The sequence below is a fragment of the Williamsia sp. 1138 genome, assembly GCF_002095435.2.
Classification (GTDB): Bacteria; Actinomycetota; Actinomycetes; order Mycobacteriales; family Mycobacteriaceae; genus Williamsia.
The window spans coordinates 1-20,972 of sequence record NZ_MJEJ02000019.1 but is presented as its reverse complement, the minus strand read 5'-3'; the positions used below and the strand labels follow the sequence as shown (position 1 = coordinate 20,972).

The 20,972-nt window shown below is 65.1% G+C and carries 23 protein-coding genes; 18 read left to right on the top strand and 5 right to left on the bottom strand.

The window, feature by feature from the left end; all coding sequences use genetic code 11:
* Positions 1–104 precede the first annotated feature (104 nt).
* The 4 genes from BH683_RS01810 to purD are packed head-to-tail and all read left to right on the top strand — an operon-like array spanning position 105 to position 3,805.
* Positions 105–854, top strand: coding sequence for an SDR family oxidoreductase (locus tag BH683_RS01810; protein WP_084834557.1), 750 nt, complete (start codon positions 105–107; stop codon positions 852–854).
* 47 nt (positions 855–901) lie between these two features.
* Positions 902–1,225, top strand: a complete 324-nt coding sequence (locus tag BH683_RS01805) for a nuclear transport factor 2 family protein (RefSeq protein ID WP_084834556.1) — start codon at positions 902–904, stop codon at positions 1,223–1,225.
* Complete coding sequence (locus BH683_RS01800) at positions 1,222–2,544, top strand: low temperature requirement protein A (protein ID WP_246833139.1); 1,323 nt, start codon at positions 1,222–1,224, stop codon at positions 2,542–2,544. Before BH683_RS01805 ends, BH683_RS01800 begins: the two co-directional genes overlap by 4 nt.
* Positions 2,545–2,554: 10 nt before the next feature.
* Positions 2,555–3,805 carry a phosphoribosylamine--glycine ligase gene (gene purD / locus BH683_RS01795; RefSeq protein WP_084834580.1) on the top strand — a complete coding sequence of 417 codons (1,251 nt, stop codon included), beginning with the start codon at positions 2,555–2,557 and terminating at the stop codon, positions 3,803–3,805.
* Positions 3,806–3,940: 135 nt separating this feature from the next.
* On the opposite strand, the gene BH683_RS01790 is transcribed toward purD, so the two are convergent.
* Positions 3,941–4,897 (bottom strand): alpha/beta hydrolase, encoded by a 957-nt coding sequence (locus BH683_RS01790; RefSeq protein ID WP_084834579.1) that lies wholly within the window; start codon positions 4,895–4,897, stop codon positions 3,941–3,943.
* Positions 4,898–4,993: 96 nt separating this feature from the next.
* On the opposite strand from BH683_RS01790, the gene BH683_RS01785 reads away from it, so the two are divergent.
* The 6 genes from BH683_RS01785 (at position 4,994) to BH683_RS01760 (ending at position 10,050) form a co-directional block, all read left to right on the top strand.
* Entirely contained in the window at positions 4,994–6,145 is a 1,152-nt protein-coding gene (locus BH683_RS01785; RefSeq protein WP_084834555.1) for a pyridoxal phosphate-dependent aminotransferase, read from the top strand.
* Positions 6,146–6,243: 98 nt separating this feature from the next.
* On the top strand, positions 6,244–6,843 hold the full coding sequence (locus tag BH683_RS01780) for a TetR family transcriptional regulator (protein ID WP_084834554.1): 600 nt from the start codon (positions 6,244–6,246) through the stop codon (positions 6,841–6,843).
* Positions 6,844–6,916: 73 nt separating this feature from the next.
* Complete coding sequence (gene purB, locus BH683_RS01775) at positions 6,917–8,344, top strand: adenylosuccinate lyase (protein WP_084834553.1); 1,428 nt, start codon at positions 6,917–6,919, stop codon at positions 8,342–8,344.
* 418 nt (positions 8,345–8,762) lie between these two features.
* A complete protein-coding gene (locus tag BH683_RS01770) occupies positions 8,763–9,110 on the top strand; it encodes a metalloregulator ArsR/SmtB family transcription factor (RefSeq protein WP_084834552.1) in 348 nt (115 codons plus the stop codon).
* The gene (locus BH683_RS01765; RefSeq protein ID WP_084834551.1) at positions 9,107–9,559 is read left to right on the top strand and encodes an SRPBCC domain-containing protein; all 453 of its coding nucleotides are present in this window, start codon (positions 9,107–9,109) and stop codon (positions 9,557–9,559) included. The genes BH683_RS01770 and BH683_RS01765 overlap by 4 nt, the downstream gene beginning before the upstream one ends.
* The gene (locus BH683_RS01760) at positions 9,556–10,050 is read left to right on the top strand and encodes a pyridoxamine 5'-phosphate oxidase family protein (protein ID WP_084834550.1); all 495 of its coding nucleotides are present in this window, start codon (positions 9,556–9,558) and stop codon (positions 10,048–10,050) included. Before BH683_RS01765 ends, BH683_RS01760 begins: the two co-directional genes overlap by 4 nt.
* Here BH683_RS01760 and BH683_RS01755 read toward each other — a convergent pair.
* A complete protein-coding gene (locus tag BH683_RS01755) occupies positions 10,047–10,346 on the bottom strand; it encodes a SelT/SelW/SelH family protein (protein WP_084834549.1) in 300 nt (99 codons plus the stop codon). The two genes, BH683_RS01760 and BH683_RS01755, sit on opposite strands and share 4 nt — an antisense overlap.
* Before the next feature lie 56 nt (positions 10,347–10,402).
* On the opposite strand from BH683_RS01755, the gene BH683_RS01750 reads away from it, so the two are divergent.
* Genes BH683_RS01750 through BH683_RS01740 form a run of 3 tightly spaced genes read left to right on the top strand, consistent with a single transcriptional unit; the run spans position 10,403 to position 13,837 of the window.
* Complete coding sequence (locus BH683_RS01750; RefSeq protein WP_084834548.1) at positions 10,403–10,789, top strand: DUF1304 domain-containing protein; 387 nt, start codon at positions 10,403–10,405, stop codon at positions 10,787–10,789.
* A 43-nt stretch (positions 10,790–10,832) separates the two neighbouring features.
* Entirely contained in the window at positions 10,833–11,726 is an 894-nt protein-coding gene (locus BH683_RS01745) for a phosphoribosylaminoimidazolesuccinocarboxamide synthase (RefSeq protein ID WP_084834547.1), read from the top strand.
* A complete protein-coding gene (locus tag BH683_RS01740; RefSeq protein ID WP_084834546.1) occupies positions 11,723–13,837 on the top strand; it encodes a S9 family peptidase in 2,115 nt (704 codons plus the stop codon). The genes BH683_RS01745 and BH683_RS01740 overlap by 4 nt, the downstream gene beginning before the upstream one ends.
* Before the next feature lie 76 nt (positions 13,838–13,913).
* On the opposite strand, the gene BH683_RS01735 is transcribed toward BH683_RS01740, so the two are convergent.
* Complete coding sequence (locus BH683_RS01735) at positions 13,914–15,374, bottom strand: DHA2 family efflux MFS transporter permease subunit (protein ID WP_084834545.1); 1,461 nt, start codon at positions 15,372–15,374, stop codon at positions 13,914–13,916.
* Between the two features lie 32 nt (positions 15,375–15,406).
* Positions 15,407–15,922, bottom strand: a complete 516-nt coding sequence (locus BH683_RS01730) for a MarR family transcriptional regulator (protein ID WP_246833138.1) — start codon at positions 15,920–15,922, stop codon at positions 15,407–15,409.
* A 100-nt stretch (positions 15,923–16,022) separates the two neighbouring features.
* On the opposite strand from BH683_RS01730, the gene BH683_RS01725 reads away from it, so the two are divergent.
* From BH683_RS01725 to BH683_RS01705, 5 genes are all read left to right on the top strand, one after another.
* A complete protein-coding gene (locus BH683_RS01725) occupies positions 16,023–16,508 on the top strand; it encodes a glutathione peroxidase (protein WP_084834544.1) in 486 nt (161 codons plus the stop codon).
* Between the two features lie 101 nt (positions 16,509–16,609).
* Positions 16,610–17,314, top strand: coding sequence for a DUF2334 domain-containing protein (locus BH683_RS01720; protein ID WP_084834543.1), 705 nt, complete (start codon positions 16,610–16,612; stop codon positions 17,312–17,314).
* 78 nt (positions 17,315–17,392) lie between these two features.
* The gene (gene purS, locus BH683_RS01715) at positions 17,393–17,641 is read left to right on the top strand and encodes a phosphoribosylformylglycinamidine synthase subunit PurS (RefSeq protein WP_084834577.1); all 249 of its coding nucleotides are present in this window, start codon (positions 17,393–17,395) and stop codon (positions 17,639–17,641) included.
* Positions 17,638–18,321 (top strand): phosphoribosylformylglycinamidine synthase subunit PurQ, encoded by a 684-nt coding sequence (purQ, locus tag BH683_RS01710; RefSeq protein ID WP_084834542.1) that lies wholly within the window; start codon positions 17,638–17,640, stop codon positions 18,319–18,321. The genes purS and purQ overlap by 4 nt, the downstream gene beginning before the upstream one ends.
* A gap of 7 nt (positions 18,322–18,328) precedes the next feature.
* The gene (locus BH683_RS01705) at positions 18,329–19,600 is read left to right on the top strand and encodes a M18 family aminopeptidase (RefSeq protein WP_084834541.1); all 1,272 of its coding nucleotides are present in this window, start codon (positions 18,329–18,331) and stop codon (positions 19,598–19,600) included.
* A gap of 66 nt (positions 19,601–19,666) precedes the next feature.
* On the opposite strand, the gene BH683_RS01700 is transcribed toward BH683_RS01705, so the two are convergent.
* Positions 19,667–20,722 carry an IS110 family transposase gene (locus BH683_RS01700; RefSeq protein ID WP_084834247.1) on the bottom strand — a complete coding sequence of 352 codons (1,056 nt, stop codon included), beginning with the start codon at positions 20,720–20,722 and terminating at the stop codon, positions 19,667–19,669.
* Between the last annotated feature and the right edge of the window lie 250 nt (positions 20,723–20,972).

Here is a 20,972-nt window from a genome sequence, read left to right as displayed (position 1 = left end):
TTTCACAACTCTTCGTTGTGCTTCCACCCGGCATATCTGCTTTTCAGTTGTGGTAATCGGGCTTAGCGTCTGTGGTGACATCAACGGACACGAAGGAGCGGAACGTGAGCATTCTCGAAGGCAAAACAGCGGTGGTGGCGGCGGGTGCAAAAAACCTCGGTGGCCTGATCAGCGTGCAGCTCGCCGAACTGGGCGCCGACGTGGCCGTGCACTACAACAGTGACAGCTCCGAGTCGGACGCCGATCGCACCGTCGCGGCCGTCGAGTCGGCCGGGGCGAAGGCGTTCAAGATCCAGGGTGATCTGACCGTTCCGGCGAATGTGAAGACGCTGTTCGACGAGACTGTACGAACATTCGGCGGGGTCGACATCGCGATCAATACGGTCGGGAAGGTGTTGCGCAAACCGATCGTGGACACGTCCGAGTCCGAGTACGACTCGATGTTCGACATCAATTCGAAGGCGGCCTTCTTCTTCATCCGCGAGGCGGGCAAACAGCTGAACGATGGCGGCAAGATCGTCAGTATCGTCACATCGCTGCTGGCCGCCTACACCGACGGCTATGCCACCTACGCCGGCGGGAAGAGTCCCGTCGAGCACTTCACGAGGGCAGCGTCGAAAGAGTTTGCCGATCGCAAGATATCTGTGAACAATGTCGGACCGGGACCGATGGACACTCCCTTCTTCTATCCTCAGGAGACGCCGGAGCGAGTGGATTTCCACAAGTCACAGGCGATGGGGGACCGCTTGACGAAGATCGAGGACATCGCTCCGATCGTCAAGTTCCTGGTGACCGACGGGAGTTGGATCACCGGCCAAACCATCTTCGCCAACGGCGGATACACCACCCGGTGACCGACACCCCGTTTCCTCGAGCAACCCCAACCTGAAAGGCAGCATCAATGTCTGACGTCGTCCCCTCACCCGTACAGCGCTTGATCGATGCGACGAATGCCGGCGACACGTCGGCGTTCCTCGCCGGCTTCACCGAGGACGGTGCGGTCGACGACTGGGGCCGCACCTTCCGCGGCAGTGACGCGATCACCGACTGGTCGAACGCAGAGTTCATCGGCAAGCAGGTCACCCTCGACATCACGACAGCCGATGTATCGGGGCACGTGACCACGATCGTCGCGCAGGTCGGCGGCAACGGCTTCAACGGTCCGAGCACCTTCGGCTTCACCACGGCAGGCGATCGCGTCTCGCTCATGACCATCACCGGATGAGCGAGACCGAACCCGGCGGTGCGCGCTCGGTGGACGGTCGGCCGGGCAGCGGGCTGGACCTCAAACACCGGCTGACGCGGATGGCCGGCCGCGACCCGCACGAGGACGGGCGGGCGGCGACAAATCTCGAGCTGTTCTTCGACCTCACCTTCGTCGTCGCGTTCTCCTTCGCCGGCGTCGAGGTCGCGCATTTCGTCGCCGAAGGTCACTTCGAAACCGCGGTGCTGGGATTCGTCTTCTGCACGTTCGCGGCGATCTGGGCGTGGATCAACTTCTCGTGGTTCGCTTCCGCCTTCGACACCGACGACTGGGTCTATCGACTGACGACGATGGTGCAGATGGTCGGCGTGCTCATCCTGGCCCTGGGGATCGCGCCGGTGTTCGAATCGCTCGACCACCACGGCGGAGTCGTCAACAACCGGGTGCTGGTTCTCGGGTATGTGGTGATGCGTCTGGCCATGGTCGTGCAGTGGATCCGGGCGGCGTTGAGCAGTTCCGACTACCGGCGGACGTGCCTGATCTACGCCGGCGGTATCACCGTGGTGCAAATCGCCTGGGTTGCAGTCATCTTCCTCGACACCACGCTGTACCAAACACTGATCATCGTCGGATTGCTGGTGCTGGCGGAGATGGCGGTTCCCGCGATCGCCGAGACAGTCGGCAGGGAGGGAACCACGCCCTGGCACGCCCATCACATCGCCGAGCGCTACGGACTGCTCGCGATCATCACGCTAGGTGAAGGCATCGTCGGCACCGCCGCGGCACTGCAGGCGGTGGTGCACTCACAAGGATGGACGGTGGAGACCGCGGTCCTCGGTCTGGCGGGCGTGGGCATCACCTTCGGCATGTGGTGGATCTACTTCGTGGTGCCCTCCGGACAGGCGCTGCACCTGCGCCGAGGCCGCTCGTTCACGTTCGGTTACTTCCACATCATCATCTTCATGGCGATCGCGATGATGGGCGCCGGGCTGCACGTCGCGGCGCTGTACATCGAGCACGAGGCGACGATCGGTGAGACCGCCGCCGTCGCGGCCGTGGTCATCCCGGTCGGGATCTATCTGGCGTGCATCTTCCTGCTCTATGGCTTCTTACTGGGCTTCCACCGGGTGCACGTGGCCGAGGTGATCGGCATGGCCGCCATCCTCGTGGCCGCGATGGTCTGCGCCTCCTTCGGTGTCTCGGTGGCGATCTGCCTGCTCGTGGTCGCGCTGGCGCCTGCCCTCGGCGTCATCGTCGACGAACTCGTCGGTGCTTCTCGTCGCGCCCAGGCGCTCGAGGCGCTGGAGGCGTCGGTTCGCGGTGGCGCAGCCGGGCGGTAGGGTCAGGCACGTGCGAGTACTCGTCATCGGATCGGGCGGCCGCGAACACGCCCTAGTTCTGGGCCTGCAGCGCGACCCGTCGGTCACCGACCTACATGTGGCGCCCGGTAATCCGGGTACCGCAGCGCTGGCCACCAATCACGACGTCGACATCGTCTCGTCGGACGCCGTGGTTGCGCTCGCGAGATCCGTCGCCGCAGATCTGGTGGTCATCGGCCCCGAGGTGCCGCTGGTGCTCGGTGTCGCTGATGCCCTGCGCGCCGCGGGATTCGCCACGTTCGGCCCCGGCGCCGAGGCGGCAAAGATCGAGGGATCCAAGGCCTTTGCGAAAGACGTGATGGCCGCAGCCGGTGTTCGTACCGCGCACAGCGAGATCGTCGACAACCCCGCCCACCTCGACGCCGCGCTCGATCGTTTCGGGCCGACCTGGGTGGTCAAGGACGACGGGCTGGCCGCGGGCAAAGGCGTCGTGGTCACCACCGACCGGAACGCCGCCCGCATCCACGCCGCCGATCTGCTCGAGAGCGGTCATCCGGTTCTGCTGGAGTCTTTCCTCGACGGCCCTGAGGTGTCGCTGTTCTGCCTCGTCGACGGCGCCACGGTCGTCCCGCTGCTGCCCGCGCAAGACCACAAACGCGTCGGCGACGGCGATGCGGGCCCGAACACCGGCGGCATGGGCGCGTACACCCCGCTACCGTGGCTGCCCGACGAGATGACGCAACGGATCGTCGACGAGGTCGTCACACCTGTCGCGGCGGAGTTGCTTGCGCGGGAGATCCCATTCTCAGGTCTGCTGTATGCGGGTCTGGCAATCGGCACCGATGGTCCCGCCGTCGTCGAATTCAACTGCCGTTTCGGTGATCCCGAGACCCAGGCTGTCTTGGCCCTGCTGAAGTCGCCGCTCGGTGTCGCGCTGAACGCGACGGCGTCGGGTGTACTGGACCAGTTGCCACCCCTGGAATGGGAGGACGGCGCCGCCGTGACCGTGGTGCTCGCCGCGGAGAACTATCCCGGCAGGCCGCGGACGGGTGACGCCATCACCGGATCCGACGCAGAGGGCGTTCTGCACGCCGGCACCGCACTCGCCGACGGTGCAGTGGTCTCCAGCGGGGGCCGCGTGCTGAGCGTCGTCGGGGTCGGTGCGGACCTAGCTGCGGCGCGCGCCCAGGCCTACGAACGGCTGGCCGGGGTCAAGCTCCCTGGCTCACACTTCCGCAGCGACATCGGGCTTGCCGCCGAAGAGGGTCGGATCAGTATCTGATCTGGGTCACTTCTCCACGCGCTCGGGCTGCCGCTGAAACCGGAGGAGATGACACCTCCTCCGATTGTGGCTACTTCCTCCGGTTGGAGTCGGAGGGTCTCGCGAGAATCGGAGGAAGTCTGCGTTTCTCCGACTTCAGCCGGCGAGGTTGCGCCCGAGGAAGGTCACCTGGCCCGGCAGCACACCGCGCCAGTACCGATTGGTGTGCCCGCCCGGTGACGTCCCGAATGCGGGCGGCGGCCGCAGCCCCGCCATCCATTGCCGGGTGTAGGTGAAGAACTGGTCGCTGGATCCGCATTCGATCAGGAGTGGGATCTTCGAGAACGAATCCTGTTGTCCGAACAACGAGTTGGCCTGGTAGTCGGCGGCGTTGTCGAACGCCCTCGCCGGAAAGGTGGCGGGGTCTGCCCACAGGGCGGGGGAGCTGACGGCGATCGCCGCGACCCGAGGGGCGCCGAGCATCGCCCCGAGACGCAACGCGCCGTAACCACCCATCGACCAACCGAAGAATCCGACCCGGTCGGTGCGCAACCCGAGTTCCGGGGTGCCCTCGAGCAGTGGCAAGAACTCCTCGAGCACCATCGCGCCGCCGTCGGTTCCGTCCGCACGGGGGTGGTAATAGCTGCGGGCGGCGTCCACCGATGCCAGCGCGAACGGAGCATTGCCCTCCGTGGCCCACTGCTGCATCAGGTTCTGCATCTCCAGCCCGCCCTGGAAGGCCGCGCGCTGGTCGGTGTTGAGGGCATGGAGGACGACGACAACGGGCAGGTCGCCGGTCACGCCCGCAGGTCGGGCGACGGTCCAGTTGGTCTGCCGACCAAGCATTTTCGCCGATACGAAACTGCCGGTGAACATCTCCGCAGCACCGGTGGCCGCCGGTGGGGGAGAGCTGGTCTGCGCTCCGGGGTCGTTGGCGCGGGCGGGCTGCGGCGCGACCCGCTCCGGTTCGTCTTTGCCGCAGGCCGCCAGGATTCCCAGCGCTCCCAGGCCCAGCCCGGCACCCAGCACAGCGCGACGGCCGGTGACGCCGCGTGGTGTCCGGGAATCGCCGCTGCCTCCGATGTCGCGGGCGCGGATGCCAAAAGTACTCATTGCGGAATACACGGTACCTGCGAGCGCACCGGTGGCCGGTGGTGCACGCACCAGACACACCTGACGTCGTTCTGACAACCAGCTAACTTCGAAGCCATGCGGTCGCAATCAGAGAGATCCGAAGTGCAGATGTTCCATGTGATGGACGTGCTGGCGGCCATCGCGCAGCGGAGGGCGCGGGGTCTGGATGTCATCTCGCTGGCCGCCGGACAGCCGTCGACGTCTGCTCCCGCTCCGGTCCTGGCCGCGACGAAGCTGGCGCTCGACGCCTCCCCGCTCGGCTACACGGAATCACTCGGCATCATGCCGCTGCGCGAGGTGATCGCTCAGCACTACACCGACACCTACGGTGTCCGGGCCGAGGCGGCCGACGTGGTCATCACGACCGGTTCGTCGGGAGCATTCACGCTCATCTTCCTGGCGGCCTTCGACGCCGGCGACACGGTCGCCATGGCCCGGCCCGGGTACCCCGCCTACCGCAACAGCCTCGCCGCGCTCGGCTGTGACGTCGTGGAACTCGACTGTGGCCCCCAGACGCGTTTTCAACCGACCACAGCGATGCTCGACGCACTCGATCGTCCGCCGGCCGGACTGATCGTGGCCAGTCCGGCGAACCCGACCGGGACCATCCTCGACCCCGCCGAACTCGCCGATCTCGCGCGCTGGTGCGACGCCCACGGCACCCTGCTGATCTCCGACGAGATCTACCACGGGATCAGCTACGGCAGGTCCACATCCTGCGCCTGGGAGACCTCAAGGCAGTCGGTGGTCATGGGCTCGGTGTCGAAGTATTACTCGATGACCGGCTGGCGGCTGGGATGGATGCTGGTGCCTACGCCACTGCGGCGTGCCGTCGAGCGACTGACGGCCAATCTCACGATCTGTCCGCCCACGATCAGTCAGCACGCCGCGGTCGCGGCGTTCAGCCGTGAATCGAGGGTCGAGCTCGACGGCCACGTCCACAGATACGCCCGCAACCGCGAACTGCTCGTCGACGGGCTGGCGGCGCTGGGGGTCACCGAGGTGGCGCCGCCCGACGGAGCCTTCTACGTGTACGCCGACCTGTCCGCGATCACCGACGATTCCCTCGGGTGGTGCGAAGGCGTACTGGAACAGACCGGGGTCGCGATGGCGCCGGGACTCGATTTCGACACCCGTCGTGGCAACCAGACAGTGCGGATGAGTTTCGCCGGCGCGACCGAAGACATCGGCGAGGCACTGCGCCGACTCGAACCGGTCTTGCGCTGAGATGTCGTCCAGGCTGCCCCAATAGCTGAAATCGTTTCCCAGGGTCAGATTTTCGCGGAAATGGACCCACCGCTGCGCGGCTTTGGCACCATGGCGGGGTGAGAGCAGCAGCAACCCCCAAAGGAACGCGTCGGCGCGCGCGACTGATCGCCGCCGCCGGGGAACTGCTGCTCGAAGGTGGGTTCGACGCCGTGCGTCACCGTGCGGTCGCGGACCGAGCCCAACTACCCCTGGCTTCGACCACGTATTACTTTGCCTCCCTTGAGGATCTGGTCGTCGAGGCGGTCGAGTTCAACTGTCGCGGCGACCATGACGCCATCGCAGAACGAGCGCACGCACTACCCAGGCGGCGCCGGGGCGGTGAGACCACCGCCGAGGCGCTTGCCGAGGTGTTCGTGGGAGAGCGGACCACCCGCGAGCGGTTGACCTGCCGGTACGAGGCGATAGTCCTGTGTGCGCGAGTGCCACGCCTGCATCAGGTGTTGGTCGATCACCGTAATTCGCTACGCAACATACATTTTGAGGTCCTGGAGAAGTCCGGTCGCAGCACAGACCCGACCGGGATCGAGCAGCTCATGGCGGTGGAGGACGGCGTCGTCATCGGGGCACTCGCCGACTCCGTCGACGACCTGGTCAAGGTCACCCAGGTGGCGCTGTGCGAGGTCATCGATCAGCTGGCCCCGGTCGCCTCGGCCTGAGGTCGCGAACGACGAATTTCTCGCCCCTGTCGGCGTATCGCATAATGGGCCGGTGCCTGAATCAGAATTGCCAGTGACCAAACCCCGCGTGGCCAACGTCCTGGCCGGACGATACGCCTCTGCTGACCTGGTGCGTCTGTGGTCCGCCGACCACAAGATCGTGCTGGAGCGGCAGCTGTGGATCGCTGTTCTCAAGGCGCAACGCGACCTGGGCGTCGACGTCCCGGATGACGCCATCGCCGACTACGAACGCGTCGTCGACCAGATCGATCTCGAATCGATCGCCGATCGTGAGCGGGTGACCCGTCACGACGTGAAGGCCAGGATCGAGGAGTTCAACGCCCTCGCCGGTCATGAGCAGATCCACAAGGGCATGACCAGCCGCGACCTGACCGAGAACGTCGAACAGCTGCAGATCCTGCGCTCCCTCGAGCACGTCCACGCGCATGGTGTCGCGACTGCAGCCCGCCTTGCCGAGCGCGCCGCACAGTATTCGTCGGTGGTGATGGCGGGCCGCAGCCACAACGTTGCGGCACAGGCGACCACCCTCGGCAAGCGGTTCGCATCAGCTGCCGACGAATTGCTCATCTCGCTCACCCGGCTACGCGAACTCATCGCCCGTTACCCGCTGCGCGGCATCAAGGGTCCGATGGGCACCAGTCAGGACATGCTCGACCTCCTCGACGGAGACGTCGAGAAACTGTCCGAGTTGGAGGCGAAAGTCGCTGAACATCTCGGGTTTTCGAAGTCACTCACCTCGGTGGGCCAGGTCTACCCGCGATCCCTCGATCACGACGTCGTCTCGGCGCTCGTGCAGGTGGCGGCAGGTCCGTCGTCGCTCGCACACACCATCCGGTTGATGGCCGGTCACGAACTGGTGACCGAGGGCTTCCAGCCGGGGCAAGTCGGTAGCTCGGCGATGCCACACAAGATGAACACTCGCAGCTGCGAGCGCGTGAACGGACTCCAGGTGATCCTCCGCGGGTACGGATCGATGGCAGCCGAGCTGGCGGGAGCCCAGTGGAACGAAGGCGACGTCTTCTGTTCGGTGATCCGGCGGGTAGCCCTGCCCGACGCGTTTTTCGCGATCGACGGGTTGATGGAGACCTTCCTGACCGTGCTCGCCGAGTTCGGCGCCTACCCGGCGGTGATCGCGAAAGAACTCGATCGGTACCTGCCGTTCCTCGCGACGACCAAGGTACTGATCGCCGCGGTCCGCGCGGGGGTCGGTCGAGAGGTGGCCCATGAGGCCATCAAGGAGAACGCGGTGGCCGTGGCGCTGGCGATGCGCGAAGACGGTCGCGAACCGGACCTGCTGGACCGGCTCGCCGCCGACGACCGACTGCCGTTGGACCGGGCCGCGCTCGACGCAGCTCTGGCCGACAAATCCGCCTTCATCGGTGCCGCCGAACACCAGGTCGCTGCCGTGGTGGCCCAGGTAAACGAACTCATCGCGGCCTACCCCGACGCCGCCGGGTACGGTCCGGCCCCGATCTTGTAGCTGGGTTGAATTTGCTCGCTTGCTGTGTTGAATTTGCTCGCTCGCTCGCGGGGTCGTCGCGGCCCTGAGCGCACGTTCTTCCCTCGTCGGTCGCATCGCTGCGCTCGCTCCTCCTCAGTCCAGAACGTGCGGGGCCGCGAGACCGTTGTGGCTGTGTTGAATTTGCTCGCTCGCTCGCGGGGTCGTCCCGGCCCTGGGCGCGTCGTCTTCCTTCCTCCTCGCATCGCTTCGCTCGCTCCTCGTCTGTCCAGACAACGCGGGGCCGCGAGACCGTCGTGGTCGCCTAGCTTCGCTCGCTCTTCGTGGGTCCGGCGAGCGTGCCGAAACAGCTCCAGCAACGGTTGACACTCGTTCTTTCAGCGCTACTATTCAACTAACCGGTTGATAACTGATCGGTTGAATAATAGGAGGCGACGTCGTGGCCGAAGATCAGCTCAGTGTGGTGTTCGGGGCCCTCGCCGATCCCACGAGACGGGCCCTGCTGGCTCGACTGTCCGAAGGGGAGGCGACGGTGTCGGCTCTGGCGGAGCCGTTCGACATGAGCCTGGCCGCGATCTCGAAGCACCTCAAGGTGCTCGAGCGGGCCGGCCTCATCTCGCGGGGGCGGGACGCGCAATGGCGGCCATGTTCGCTCGAGGCCGGCCCACTCGCCGAGGCCAGCGCGTGGCTCGGTGACTACCGCCGATTCTGGGAAAGCAGCTTCGACCGCCTCGAGCAACACATCAATCGGATCACGGCATCCGGCAACCGAGAGGAAGAACCATGACAGACACAGCAACCCGCGAGTTCACCATCGTGCGGGAGTTCTCCGCCAGACCCGAGGTGGTCTTCGACGCCTGGGTCGACAGCGATCAGGCGTCGCAGTGGATGGGTCCGGAAGGTTTCACGATGCCAAGAGACCGGATGTATGGCGAAGCACGGCCCGGCGGTGAGTACGGGGGTGTGATGGTGGGTCCGGCCGGTGAGGAGTTCGCCTCCAGCGGCGTCTATCAAGAGGTGTCCCGGCCGGACCGGCTGGTGTTCTCCTGGGGTGACCCGACCGACGCAGAATCGGTCTCGGTGTGCACGGTGAGCTTTGTCGAGTCCTCGCCCGGCACGACGACGATGACTTTCCACCTGCTCGCCCCGGGGCCCCTGAGCTCGGACGACGGCGCCAAGGGTGGCTGGGGAAGCTCATTCGACAAACTGCGCAGGTTCGTCGAGGCGGCGTCATGACCACCGCCGCTGTGCCGCAGGGCGACCTCGCCCTCCTGGAGTCGGCCGTCGCACAAGAACTGCTGCACAAAGACATTCCGGCTCGCTTGGCCTACACAGCATCCGACGGAACGCCGCGCGTGCTCCCGATCAATCACTGGTGGACGGGGTCCGAGTTGGTGATGGCGACGTTCACCGGCGCCGCCAAGGTACGGGCGCTGCGCCGCCACCCTGCGGTGGCGATCACGATCGACACCGCCGATGCGCCGCCACATGTCCTGCTGTTGCGCGGAGACGCGGTGGTCACCGACGTCGACGGCATCGTCGGAGAATACGAGCTGACGATGCGTCGCGGCATGCCCGCCGACGACGCTGACACGTACTTCGACCAATTGCGAGCAGACGGTGCCAGGATGCACCGCATCGCGGTGCGGCCCACCTGGGTGGGCGTTCTCGACTTCGAAACCCGGTTTCCGGGCGCTGCGCCGCCCGCGATCAGCGGCGGCGCCTAGGCCTGCTCGGGATCGGTCTTGTCTGCGTGGCCGAGATCCCACTCCGGCGCCGCGACATTGCGTACCAGCTTCTTCAAGGTGACTATGTCGGGAAAACCTTTGTCGCGCTTGCGCTCCCAGATCAACGTACCGTCGATCTCGATCGAGAAGACACCACCGGTACCTGGCACGAGAGTGACCGAACCCAGCTCGGTGCCGAAGGTGTTGAGCAACTCCGTCGCCATCCATGACGCCCGAAGGACCCAGTTGCACTGAGTGCAGTAGGTGATGGTCACGGCCGCGCTCGATTCAGTCACCGGGTCATTGTTGCAGCCGTGTACTCGGATCCGTTCCGTCGCACTAAGCTCGACGGGTGACTGTCCTGGGACTGATCTTCGCCGGCCTCGCCGCGCTCATCCACGTGTACATCTTCGTTCTCGAATCGGTGCAGTGGACCGCACCAGCTACGAGAAAGACGTTCGGCACCAGTGCCGAGCAAGCCGAGGCGACCAAGGAGATGGCCTACAACCAGGGCTTCTACAATCTCTTCCTCGCGATCGTGACGGTGATCGGCATCGTGCTGATCGCGGTCGACCAGACCGCGGCGGGTGCAGCGCTGGTGTTCGCGGGGGCCGGTTCGATGGTGGCTGCCGGACTCGTACTCATCACGTCCTCGCCCAGCAAAGCTCGGGCGGCGCTGATTCAGCTCGTCCCACCGGCTATCGGTGTCGTCGCGCTGATCTTGGGGCTGTCGCTGTAGGGCAGATCACCGCTCCGAACGGGGCCCGACTAGCCTGAAATGCATGCGTCCGAGCCTGGAATCCTACGAACACCTTGCTGCCGGCAAAGTTCGTGATCTCTATTCGATCGACGACAGCACGATGCTGATGGTGGCCTCGGACCGGATCTCCGCGTTCGATCACATCCTTTCCACACCGATCCCTGACAAGGGTCGGGTGCTGACAGCGATGAGCGTGTACTACTTCGGAGCACTCGGTGTGCCGCATCATCTGGCGGGTGACGAGAACGACCCCCGCATCCCCGCCGATCTCGTGGGGCGTGCCCTGGTGGTCAAGAAGCTCGACATGCTGCCCGTCGAATGTGTGGCACGCGGGTACCTGACCGGTTCGGGGCTGCTCGACTACATCGCCACCGGGTCTGTGTGCGGCATCGAATTGCCGACCGGGCTCGAAGAGTCGAGCAAGTTGCCGGAGCCGATCTTCACCCCGGCCACCAAAGCCGATCTCGGAGCGCACGACGAGAACGTCAGCTTCGAGGCGGTGGTGGCGACGGTCGGCGAAACACTGGCAACCAGGCTTCGTGAGCTGACGCTCGACATCTACTCTCGCGGCTCAGATCTCGCAGCGGCCAGAGGGATCATCCTCGCCGACACCAAGTTCGAATTCGGGCTGGACGAGGCGGGCACCGTGGTCCTCGCCGACGAAGTCCTGACCCCGGACAGCTCGAGGTACTGGGACGCCGACGACTACCGGCCTGGCCTGGTGCAGCCCAGCTTCGACAAGCAGATCGTCCGCAACTGGCTGACGAGTCCGGAGTCGGGCTGGGATCGCGCCGCCGACGGCCCACCGCCACCGCTGCCCGACGACGTCGCGCAACGCACTCGCGATCGATACATCGAAGCGTATGAACGTATTTCAGGCCTGTCATTCGATGACTGGCCGAAGGGAGAACAGTGACAGACACCTCGCAGGCCCCCGGCGCAACGCCGCCTGCCGCGAAGAAGATCCCGTTCGAACGCACCCATCACGGTGAGACGGTGATCGACCACTACGAGTGGTTGCGGGACAAGGAAGACCCCGAGGTCATCGCCTTCCTCGAGCGGCAGAACGACTACACCTCAGCACACACCGCGGACCTCGCCGGGCTGCGTGATGACATCTTCGGTGAGATCAAGAGTCGCACACAGGAAACCGACATGTCGGTGCCCACCCGTCGTGGACAGTTCTGGTACTACGCCCGCACCGAAGAGGGCAAGCAGTACCCGCTGCACGCCCGCTGCCCGATCGCAGGTCCTGATGACTGGACCCCACCGAAGGTAGAGCCGGGGCAGGAGGTGCCCGGCGAGGAAATCCTGCTCGACTCCAATGCAGAGGCCGAGGGGACCGACTTCTTCAGTCTCGGCGCCCTGTCGGTCAGTGAAGACGGCACGCTCCTGGCCTACAGCGTCGATGCGACCGGCAACGAGCGATACACCATGCGGTTCAAGAACCTCGGGACCGGCGAGCTGCTCGCCGACGAGATCGCCGACACCGCGCCGGGCGCCCTCTGGTCGCTGGATGGCAACCACGTGTTCTATCAGACGGTGGACGAGGCGTGGCGTCCCGATACCGTCTGGCGGCACGACCTCGGCGCCGGTACCCCCGACGTCAAGGTCTTCCACGAACCCGACGAGCAGTACTGGGTCGGTATCGGTGGCACCCGCAGCGACAAGTACCTGATGATCTCCCTGGGGTCGAAGATCACCTCCGAGGTCCGGGTGCTGGACGCGGCGAACCCCACCGGTGAGTTCGAGATCGTCTGGCCGCGGGAGGAAGGCGTCGAGTACGGCGTCGAACACGCGGTCATCGACGGCCAAGACCGATTCCTGATCCTGCACAACAAGAACGCCGAGAACTTCGAGCTGCTCGACGCCCCGGTGTCCGACCCCACCGACACGCGCGTGCTCGTCGCGCACGACAGCGCCGTGCGTATCGAGGACGTCGACGCGTTCGCCGATCAACTGGTCCTGAGCTATCGGCGCGAGGCGCTGCCGCGCCTCTCGATCGCCCAGCTCGGCAAGGGTGACGTCGAGTTCGTGGAGGTCTCCTTCGACGAAGAGCTCTACTCCGCCGGCCTGGGCGCCAATCCTGAATGGGCCGCGCCGCGCCTGCGGATCGGCTACACCAGCTTCATCAACCCGACGGAGGTCTTCGACCTCGACGTCGCCACCGACGAGCGGATCCTCCTCAAGCGCCAGGTGGTGCTCGGCGACTACGATCCGGCAGATTATGAGCAGCACCGTGATTGGGCCACCGCCGCCGACGGGACCAAGATCCCGCTGTCGGTGATCCGCAGGCGTGGCGAGTCCTCGGGTCCGGCGCCGACCCTGCTCTACGGTTACGGATCCTACGAGTCGAGCAACGACCCCGGGTTCTCCATCTCCCGGCTGTCCCTGCTCGACCGGGGTGTGGTGTTCGTCATCGCCCACATCCGCGGCGGCGGTGAGATGGGCAGGCACTGGTACGACACCGGCAAGACTCTGACGAAGAAGAACACCTTCACCGACTTCGTCTCCGCGGCCCGGCATCTGATCGATGAGGGGGTCACCGACCCTGAGCATCTGGTGGGCGAGGGCGGCAGTGCCGGCGGACTGCTGATCGGTGCGGTCGCGAACCTGGCGCCCGAGCTGTTCAACGGCATCCTGGCCGTCGTGCCGTTCGTGGACCCGTTGACGTCCATCCTCGATCCCTCGCTGCCCCTCACCGTCATCGAATGGGATGAGTGGGGCAACCCGTTGGCGAACAAGGAAGTCTACGAGTACATGCGGTCGTATTCGCCGTACGAGAACGTCGACGCCAAGGCCTACCCGGAGATCCTGGCGATCACCTCGCTCAACGACACCCGCGTCATGTACACCGAGGCCGCGAAGTGGGTGGCTCGATTGCAGGACAACACCACCGGCGACGCGCCCATCCTTCTGAAGACCGAGATGAAGGCCGGCCACGGTGGAGTCAGCGGTCGGTACAAGCAGTGGGAAGAAGTAGCTTTCGAGTACGCCTGGGTGCTGCGGCAGACCCGCGCCATCTGAACTCGGGCGACAGACAACAGCAGCGCCTGTCCGGTACGAACCGGACAGGCGCTGCTTGTTGTGATGGGGGCTTTTGCTAGTGCATCATCACCGGTGCCACGGGCTTGCCGTCGGCGTCGGTGGTGCTGCGGGCAATCGCTTTCCGCGGCAAGAAGAACGCCGGGATGATGCAGAGTGCGATCAGGACCGTGGTGACGATGAAGGTCTTGCCGAACCCGTCGGCCATCGCGGTCACGTTGTCTGCTCCTCGCAGGTTGTTCACGAGGATCACGGAGATGATGGCGGTGCCCACCGAGCCGGCGGCCTGCTGGACGACGTTCATCAAGGTCGAGCCGTCGGGAACCTGCTTGTCGGACAAGGTGGCGAGCGCGGCCGACATGATCGGCATCATCGTCATACCCATGCCGAGGCCCTGGATGAAGAGCGCGACGCTGAGCAACCAGAAGGACGTGTCCGGTCCGAGGAAGATGAAGAAACTGAGTCCGGCTGCGATCAGCACGATTCCGGCCATCACCAGTTTCCCGGGTCCCTGACGGTCGGTGAGCTTGCCCGACATCGGCATCGTCAGCATTGCGCCGATACCCTGCGGGGCCAGCAGCAGACCGGTCATCAAGGTGGTTTCGCCGCGGACCCCGATGTAGTACTGCGGGAACAACAGCGCCGCACCGAGGAAGGCGATCATGAACAGTGCCATCGTGATCACGGCCATGGAGAGCTTGCTGTTGCGGAACAGCCGCAGGTCGAGCAGCGGGTTCGCGGTCCGCAGGGCGTGGAACACGAAGCCGATCATCAGCAGGAGGCCTATTCCGGCGGTGATGAGGACGGAAGGATCGGTGAAGCTTCCATGTTCGGTGCTCAGCGTGATCCCGTACAGGAACAGCGCGAGGCCCGGCGACAGCAACAGGAGTCCGATGAAGTCGAACTTCGGTCGGGCGGATTCGTTTTCACCGGGCAGGATGATGATCGCGTAGATGAATGCCGCTACGCCGATCGGCACGTTGATCAGGAAGATCCAGTGCCAGCTGACGTACTCGATGAGGGCGCCACCGATGATCGGACCCATGATCGGGCCGAGCAGCATGGGGATACCGAGTACCGCCATGACCGAACCGATCTTGGTCGGGCCTGCCGCCTTGGTCAGGATCATCATGCCGACGGGCATGAGCATGCCGCCACCGAGCCCCTGCAACACGCGGAAGACGGTCAGAGAAGTGATGTCCCAGGCGAGTGCACACAGTACGGAGCCCAGCACGAACAGCACCAGAGATGTCAGGTAGACGTTCTTGGTGCCGAAACGCGCCGCAGCCCAACTGGAGAGGGGGATGACGGCAGCAAGCGCCAGGGTGTAGCCGGTGATCGTCCAGGCGGCACCTGCCTGATCGGTGTCGAAGTCCGCCTGGAAGGTGTTCTGCGCCACCGACACCACCGTGGTGTCGAGGATTGCCATGATCGCGCCGAGCACGACGACGATGGCGATCTTGATCACGGCGGGATCGAGCTTGTCGCTCGCGTCCTTCGTGGTTTCGGGAGATGTCATCAAGCTACTTTCTGAAATCGATTCGAGCGCGTCTAGTGTGCAGCCGGCGATGCCGACTCGAGTTCTTGTGTGAACACAGCGCCTTCGGAACATGCCGGTGTGCTCAGGTAGTCGCCGGCGAGTATCGGCAGGAGTGCATCGCGCAGGTTCATCCGAAGGTCTTCGGGCAGTTTCGCGATCACTTCACGGATCACATCTTCCCGCCGGTTGACGCTGACCGCAACTGCTTTCATGCCGGCCTCGGCGAGGGAAACCCGCTTGATCCGACGGTCGTGGTCGTCCTCGCGTCGCAACACCAGGTCCAGATGAACCAGTTTGTCGACGGCACGGCCGGTTGCGGCGAGCGACAGATGGAGTTCGTCGGCCAGTTCGTTGACCGACAGCGCCCGCCCGTGCCTGCTGAGTATCAGCAGCGCCTTGAAGTGGGTGAAGCCGAGTTCGGTGTCGATGATGTCGTCCATGGCGTCGACATCGATGGCACACGAGAGCCTCAGCAGGAACTCATGAACGGTTTGGTAGGTCTGCTCGACCTCGACATCTGTTGACACTTGGCAACAGTAACGTCAACGCAACTATTGATGACACCGCAAGTAATGTGTTTTCCGTTACATCACCGGGTGGTCGGCGCGATCTCAGTAGCCTGAGGGGATGACCGATACCAAGAACATCCCGCTCCGCACCCTCACGGGAGAATCGACGAGCCTCGCAGCGTTCCCCGGACCCGTACTGGTGGTCAACGTCGCCAGCAAGTGCGGCTTGACACCGCAGTATGCCGGTCTCGAAAAGCTCGCCAAGGACTACCGCGAACGTGGCCTGACCGTCGTGGGGGTGCCGTGTAACCAGTTCATGGGTCAGGAGCCCGGCACCGCCGAGGAGATCGAGACGTTCTGCTCCACCACGTATGGCGTCACCTTTCCGCTGCTGGAGAAGACCGACGTCAACGGCGCCGACCGCCACCCTCTCTACGCCGAGCTGACCCAGGCCGAAGACGCCGAGGGAACAGCGGGCGATGTCCAGTGGAACTTCGAGAAGTTCCTGCTCGACTCCGACGGCGCCGTCGTGGGCCGGTTCCGACCGCGGACCGAACCGGATTCGGCCGAGGTCGTCGGTGCTATCGAGAAAGTGCTCGACTAGCCCAGCGGCCATCGGGAAAGTCTTGGCCGGCCTGCCCAGACTTTCGATGTTGTCCATCTGACGGCAACCGGATGACCACCTGACTTCGCGATACTGGCCCCATGGCAGGACAGGTGATCGTCTCGGTGTCGGGTATTCGTGCAGAAACGTTGCCGCAGGTGCAGGGTTTCGCCGCTCGAATGTCAGAGCGTGAGGTGCCGATCTCGTATCTGGTCGCCCCGCGCCTCAAAGGCGGCTATCGACTTGCCGAGGACGACCGGACGTGCGAATGGTTGCGCGAGCGGCGAGCCGGTGACGACGCAATCGTCCTGCACGGTTACAACCAGGTACCGAGCCGCAAGAGGCGCGCCGAGTTCGCCGAGCTGAACTCCCACGAAGCCGGTCTTCGGCTGCTCGCGGCCGACCGGGTCCTCGAGCACAGCGGTCTGAGGACCCGTATCTTCGCGGCGCCGCGCTGGAACGCATCGCCGGGTGCGCGGGCGGCCATGCCGATCCGCGGGTTCCGGACCAACCTCGGTTCGACGAGTATCGACAATGTGGTCACCGGAACGCAGATGAGGGCTCGCGTGGTGGGTATCGGTGACGGCCTTCCGACCGAACCCTGGTGGTGCCGCCTGCTGGTGGCGAACACCGCGCGCATCGCCCGACGGGGTGGGGTGGTGCGACTGTCTGTGGCAGCGAAACACCTCGAGGAGCCGGTCGCAGGCAAGGCGATACTCGATTGCATCGATCTCGCTCTGCTCCACGGATCCGAACCACAGACCTATCGGAGCCTGACCCTCTCGTCGGTGCGCAAGGCCGCCTGAGGACTCCGCGCGGCGGTACCACCGCTGATAGCCGGTAGAGTGACGGCTGCAAACCCCAGCTGAATGAGGAGCGCCGAAGTGGCTCGAGTGGTAGTGGACGTCATGCCCAAAGCAGAGATCCTGGATCCGCAGGGGCAGGCCATCAGTGGTGCGCTGGGCCGGCTGGGATTCGGGGGCATCGCCGACGTACGTCAGGGCAAGCGCTTCGAACTCGAAGTCGATGACTCGGTCAGCGACGAGGCCCTCGACCGCATCGCGGCCGAGCTCCTCGCGAACACCGTGATCGAGGAGTACTCGGTCACCCGCGTCGAGAGCCCCGCATCGTGAGCAAGGCCCGTATCGGTGTCATCACCTTTCCCGGCACGCTCGACGACGTCGATGCCTCACGGGCCGTCCGGCTCGCGGGGGCCGAAGCGGTAGAGCTCTGGCACGGCGATGGCGACCTCCGAGGTGTCGACGCCGTGGTGGTGCCCGGTGGGTTCTCGTACGGTGATTACCTCCGGGCCGGCGCCATCGCCCGTTTTGCGCCCGTGATGGGTGCGCTTGTCGAAGCCGCGGGCAAAGGGATACCGATCCTCGGTATCTGCAACGGCTTTCAGGTGCTCTGCGAGGCAGGCCTGCTCCCCGGCGCGCTCACCCGCAACGAGGGTCTGCACTTCCTGTGTCGTGATCAGTGGCTACGGGTCGACTCGACCACCTCGGCGTGGAGCAGTCGCTTTGAGCCCGGTGCCGAGATTCTCATCCCCCTGAAGTCAGGCGAAGGTCGCTTCGTCGCCTCCGAAGACGTGCTCGACGAGCTCGAGGGCGAAGGGCGGGTGGTGTTCCGCTACGCAGGCGACAACCCGAACGGGTCGATGCGCTCCATCGCCGGAATCTCCAGCGCCAACGGCAAAGTCGTCGGATTGATGCCACACCCCGAACACGCGACCGAGGCATTGACCGGCCCGAGCGACGACGGCCTCGGCCTGTTCTACTCGGCTCTCGACGCGGTTCTGGCCGCGGCCTGAGTACTTCATGCTGACCACCACGGCCACCGCATCCGGGCTCTGCTCGTTCGTCGACGCCTCGCCGTCGCCCTTCCATGTGTGTGAGACCGTCGCGAAGCTGTTGGAGGCGGCAGGTTTTCGTGAGCTGAGCGAAGGCCACCAGTGGCCGTCGACCCCGGGTCGGCACTACGTGATCCGCGGCGGGTCCATCGTTGCCTGGGACAGTAGCGGGCACGGCCGGAGTTTCCGGATCATCGGGGGCCACACCGACAGCCCCAATCTGCGCGTCAAGCAGCATCCCGAACTGCGCTCGGCGGGACTGTCGATGGTCGGGCTCGAGAAGTACGGCGGCGCGTGGCTCAACTCATGGCTCGACCGCGATCTGGGCATCTCCGGGCGCATCGCCATCCGCGAGCCGGATGGATTGCGCCAGGAGCTGATTCGCGTCGACGAGCCGGTTCTGCGGGTACCGCAGCTCGCGATCCATCTGTCCGAGGACCGCGGTGGCGTCTCCCTCGATCCGCAGCGGCATGTCAACGCCATCTGGGGTGTCGGCGACAAGGGGCCGCGTTTCCTGGAATGGATTGCGTCGCAAGCAAGCGTCTCCGTCGATCAGGTACTCGGTTGGGAGCTGATGACCCACGATCTGGCGCCGAGTCGCGTCGTCGGGGTCGAAGGTGACCTGATCAGCGCGCCGCGGCTTGACAATCAGGGCACGTGCTACGCAGGCACGCGCGCGCTGCTCGACGCAGTCGAGGCGGGACTCGGGCCGGCGATCCCCGTACTGGCGCTGTTCGACCACGAAGAGGTGGGCAGCGGTTCGGATCGCGGCGCCGCCTCCGATCTGCTCGCCACGGTGCTCGAGCGAATCGTGTTGGCAGCTGGTGGAACTCGTGAAGACTACTTCCGCTCGATGTCCATGAGTGCGTGCGCGTCCGGAGACATGGCGCACGCGACCCATCCGAATTACCCCGAGCGGCACGAACCCGCGCACCAGATCGCGATCAACGGTGGCCCGGTGCTCAAGGTGAACCAGAACCTGCGGTACGCCAGCGATGCCGTGGGGGAGGCGTTGTTCGCGGACGCTGCAGACAAGGCCGGCGTTCCGCTGCAGCGCTACGTTCATCGGGCCGATCTGCCGTGCGGTTCCACCATCGGACCCATCACCGCGACCCGCACCGGACTGAGCACGGTCGATGTCGGTGCCCCACAACTCGCGATGCACAGCGCTCGCGAGCTCATGGGCAGCCATGACGTGGGTATGTACTCGGCCTCCCTCGCATCCTTTCTCGCCCCGTAACCGCCGATGATGGGGCCCTTTGGCGGTCCCCACCTGGGGGAATGCTCGCCAAAAGTTGCTCCTATGTCAAGCGGCGGCTTGTTCGGTCGGTGCGGGGTGCGTGTGGGCGTCGGTGGTGAGTCGTTGGTAGACGGTGCGGATGAGTCGTCGTCGCAGGCACCGTAGGGCTGAAGTTTTGGTGTCGTTGGCGGCGAGGCGGTTGCGGTAGTAGGTGTAGCCGTCGGAGTCTTCGAGGCGGATTTGGGTCAGGGCGATGCGGTGCAGTGCGGTATTGAGCTGTCGGTTGCCGTGTCGGGGTAGTCGCACGCGGCCGGCGCTGTTGCCGGACCAGACGGGGATGGGTGCTGTGCCGGCGTAGCTGGCGTAGGCGTCGGCGGAGCGGAAGCGGGAGATGCCGGCGGTTTCGCCGACGATTTTGCCGGCGGTCAGTTCGGCACAGCCGGGCAACTCGAGCAAGGTCGGCACCAGTTGGCGTACTCGCTTGCCGATCTCGGTGGCGAGCTTGTTGATCCGGGCTGTCAGCGAGATGATGTCGTCGAGTTCCGCGCGGGCGATGTCGGCGAGGAGGCTGGTGTGGTTCGCGAGATGGGTGGCGAGTATTTTTTGGTGCTTGTTCATGCTCAGCGACCGGGGTTTGGGAGCGTAGGCGGGATTGATCTCATGGACCCGCCACAGCAGTCGGTTGATTGACGCAGTGCGTTGGGCGACAGCGACTTCCCGGTAGTCGACGAGGAGCCGTAACTCGCGGGATTGGGGGTCGGCGCCAGCGGCGGGCAGGTCCGGTTCGCGTAGTACCGCTCGCGCCACGGCCAGGGCGTCGATGGGATCTGACTTGCCGCGGGTGCGAGCGCTGGAGCGGGCTTGGGCCATCAACTTGGTGGGTACGCGCACCGCGGTCTGGCCGGCGCCGAGCAGGTCGCGCTCGAGGCGGGTCGACATCTGCCGGCAGTCCTCGATACCCCACACCAGATCGCCACCGAACTCGGTGAGTGCCCAGTTGATCGCTGTGTGGTGCCCTTCGGTGGTGGCCGCAGAGGTGAGGTGGCCTAGCTTCTTGCCGACGGAATCGACGGCGACGAATGTGTGAGTGGACTTGTGTACATCGACTCCAACAACAACCATGGTGGTTGCCTCCTGATTCAGAAACAGGGACAGGGACGGTTGGGCCGGCCGGTGGGCAATCCTCAGTTGGGGGCGGTGCCACGCTCCTATCAAGCCACATCGGTCGGTCCATCACACCTGGTGTTGGCACAACTTTTGGAGACCAGACCTCACCCTTTGATGGTGATGCCGGTAGGCCCATCAAGAGCCAAACACCAGGTGATCAGGACCCAACCACCGCCAGAGCGGCAACACAAGAGTCACACTGAGG

Bases quoted from the DNA above. Each gene is read 5' to 3' on its own strand.
- BH683_RS01735 (WP_084834545.1), bottom strand. From the start codon at position 15,374: ATGACATCTCCCGAAACCACGAAGGACGCGAGCGACAAGCTCGATCCC.
- BH683_RS01725 (WP_084834544.1), top strand. From the start codon at position 16,023: ATGACCGATACCAAGAACATCCCGCTCCGCACCCTCACGGGAGAATCG.
- BH683_RS01785 (WP_084834555.1), top strand. From the start codon at position 4,994: ATGCGGTCGCAATCAGAGAGATCCGAAGTGCAGATGTTCCATGTGATG.
- BH683_RS01705 (WP_084834541.1), top strand. From the start codon at position 18,329: ATGCTGACCACCACGGCCACCGCATCCGGGCTCTGCTCGTTCGTCGAC.
- BH683_RS01790 (WP_084834579.1), bottom strand. From the start codon at position 4,897: ATGAGTACTTTTGGCATCCGCGCCCGCGACATCGGAGGCAGCGGCGAT.
- BH683_RS01745 (WP_084834547.1), top strand. From the start codon at position 10,833: ATGCGTCCGAGCCTGGAATCCTACGAACACCTTGCTGCCGGCAAAGTT.
- BH683_RS01720 (WP_084834543.1), top strand. From the start codon at position 16,610: ATGGCAGGACAGGTGATCGTCTCGGTGTCGGGTATTCGTGCAGAAACG.
- BH683_RS01760 (WP_084834550.1), top strand. From the start codon at position 9,556: ATGACCACCGCCGCTGTGCCGCAGGGCGACCTCGCCCTCCTGGAGTCG.
- BH683_RS01765 (WP_084834551.1), top strand. From the start codon at position 9,107: ATGACAGACACAGCAACCCGCGAGTTCACCATCGTGCGGGAGTTCTCC.
- BH683_RS01805 (WP_084834556.1), top strand. From the start codon at position 902: ATGTCTGACGTCGTCCCCTCACCCGTACAGCGCTTGATCGATGCGACG.
- BH683_RS01800 (WP_246833139.1), top strand. From the start codon at position 1,222: ATGAGCGAGACCGAACCCGGCGGTGCGCGCTCGGTGGACGGTCGGCCG.
- BH683_RS01700 (WP_084834247.1), bottom strand. From the start codon at position 20,722: ATGGTTGTTGTTGGAGTCGATGTACACAAGTCCACTCACACATTCGTC.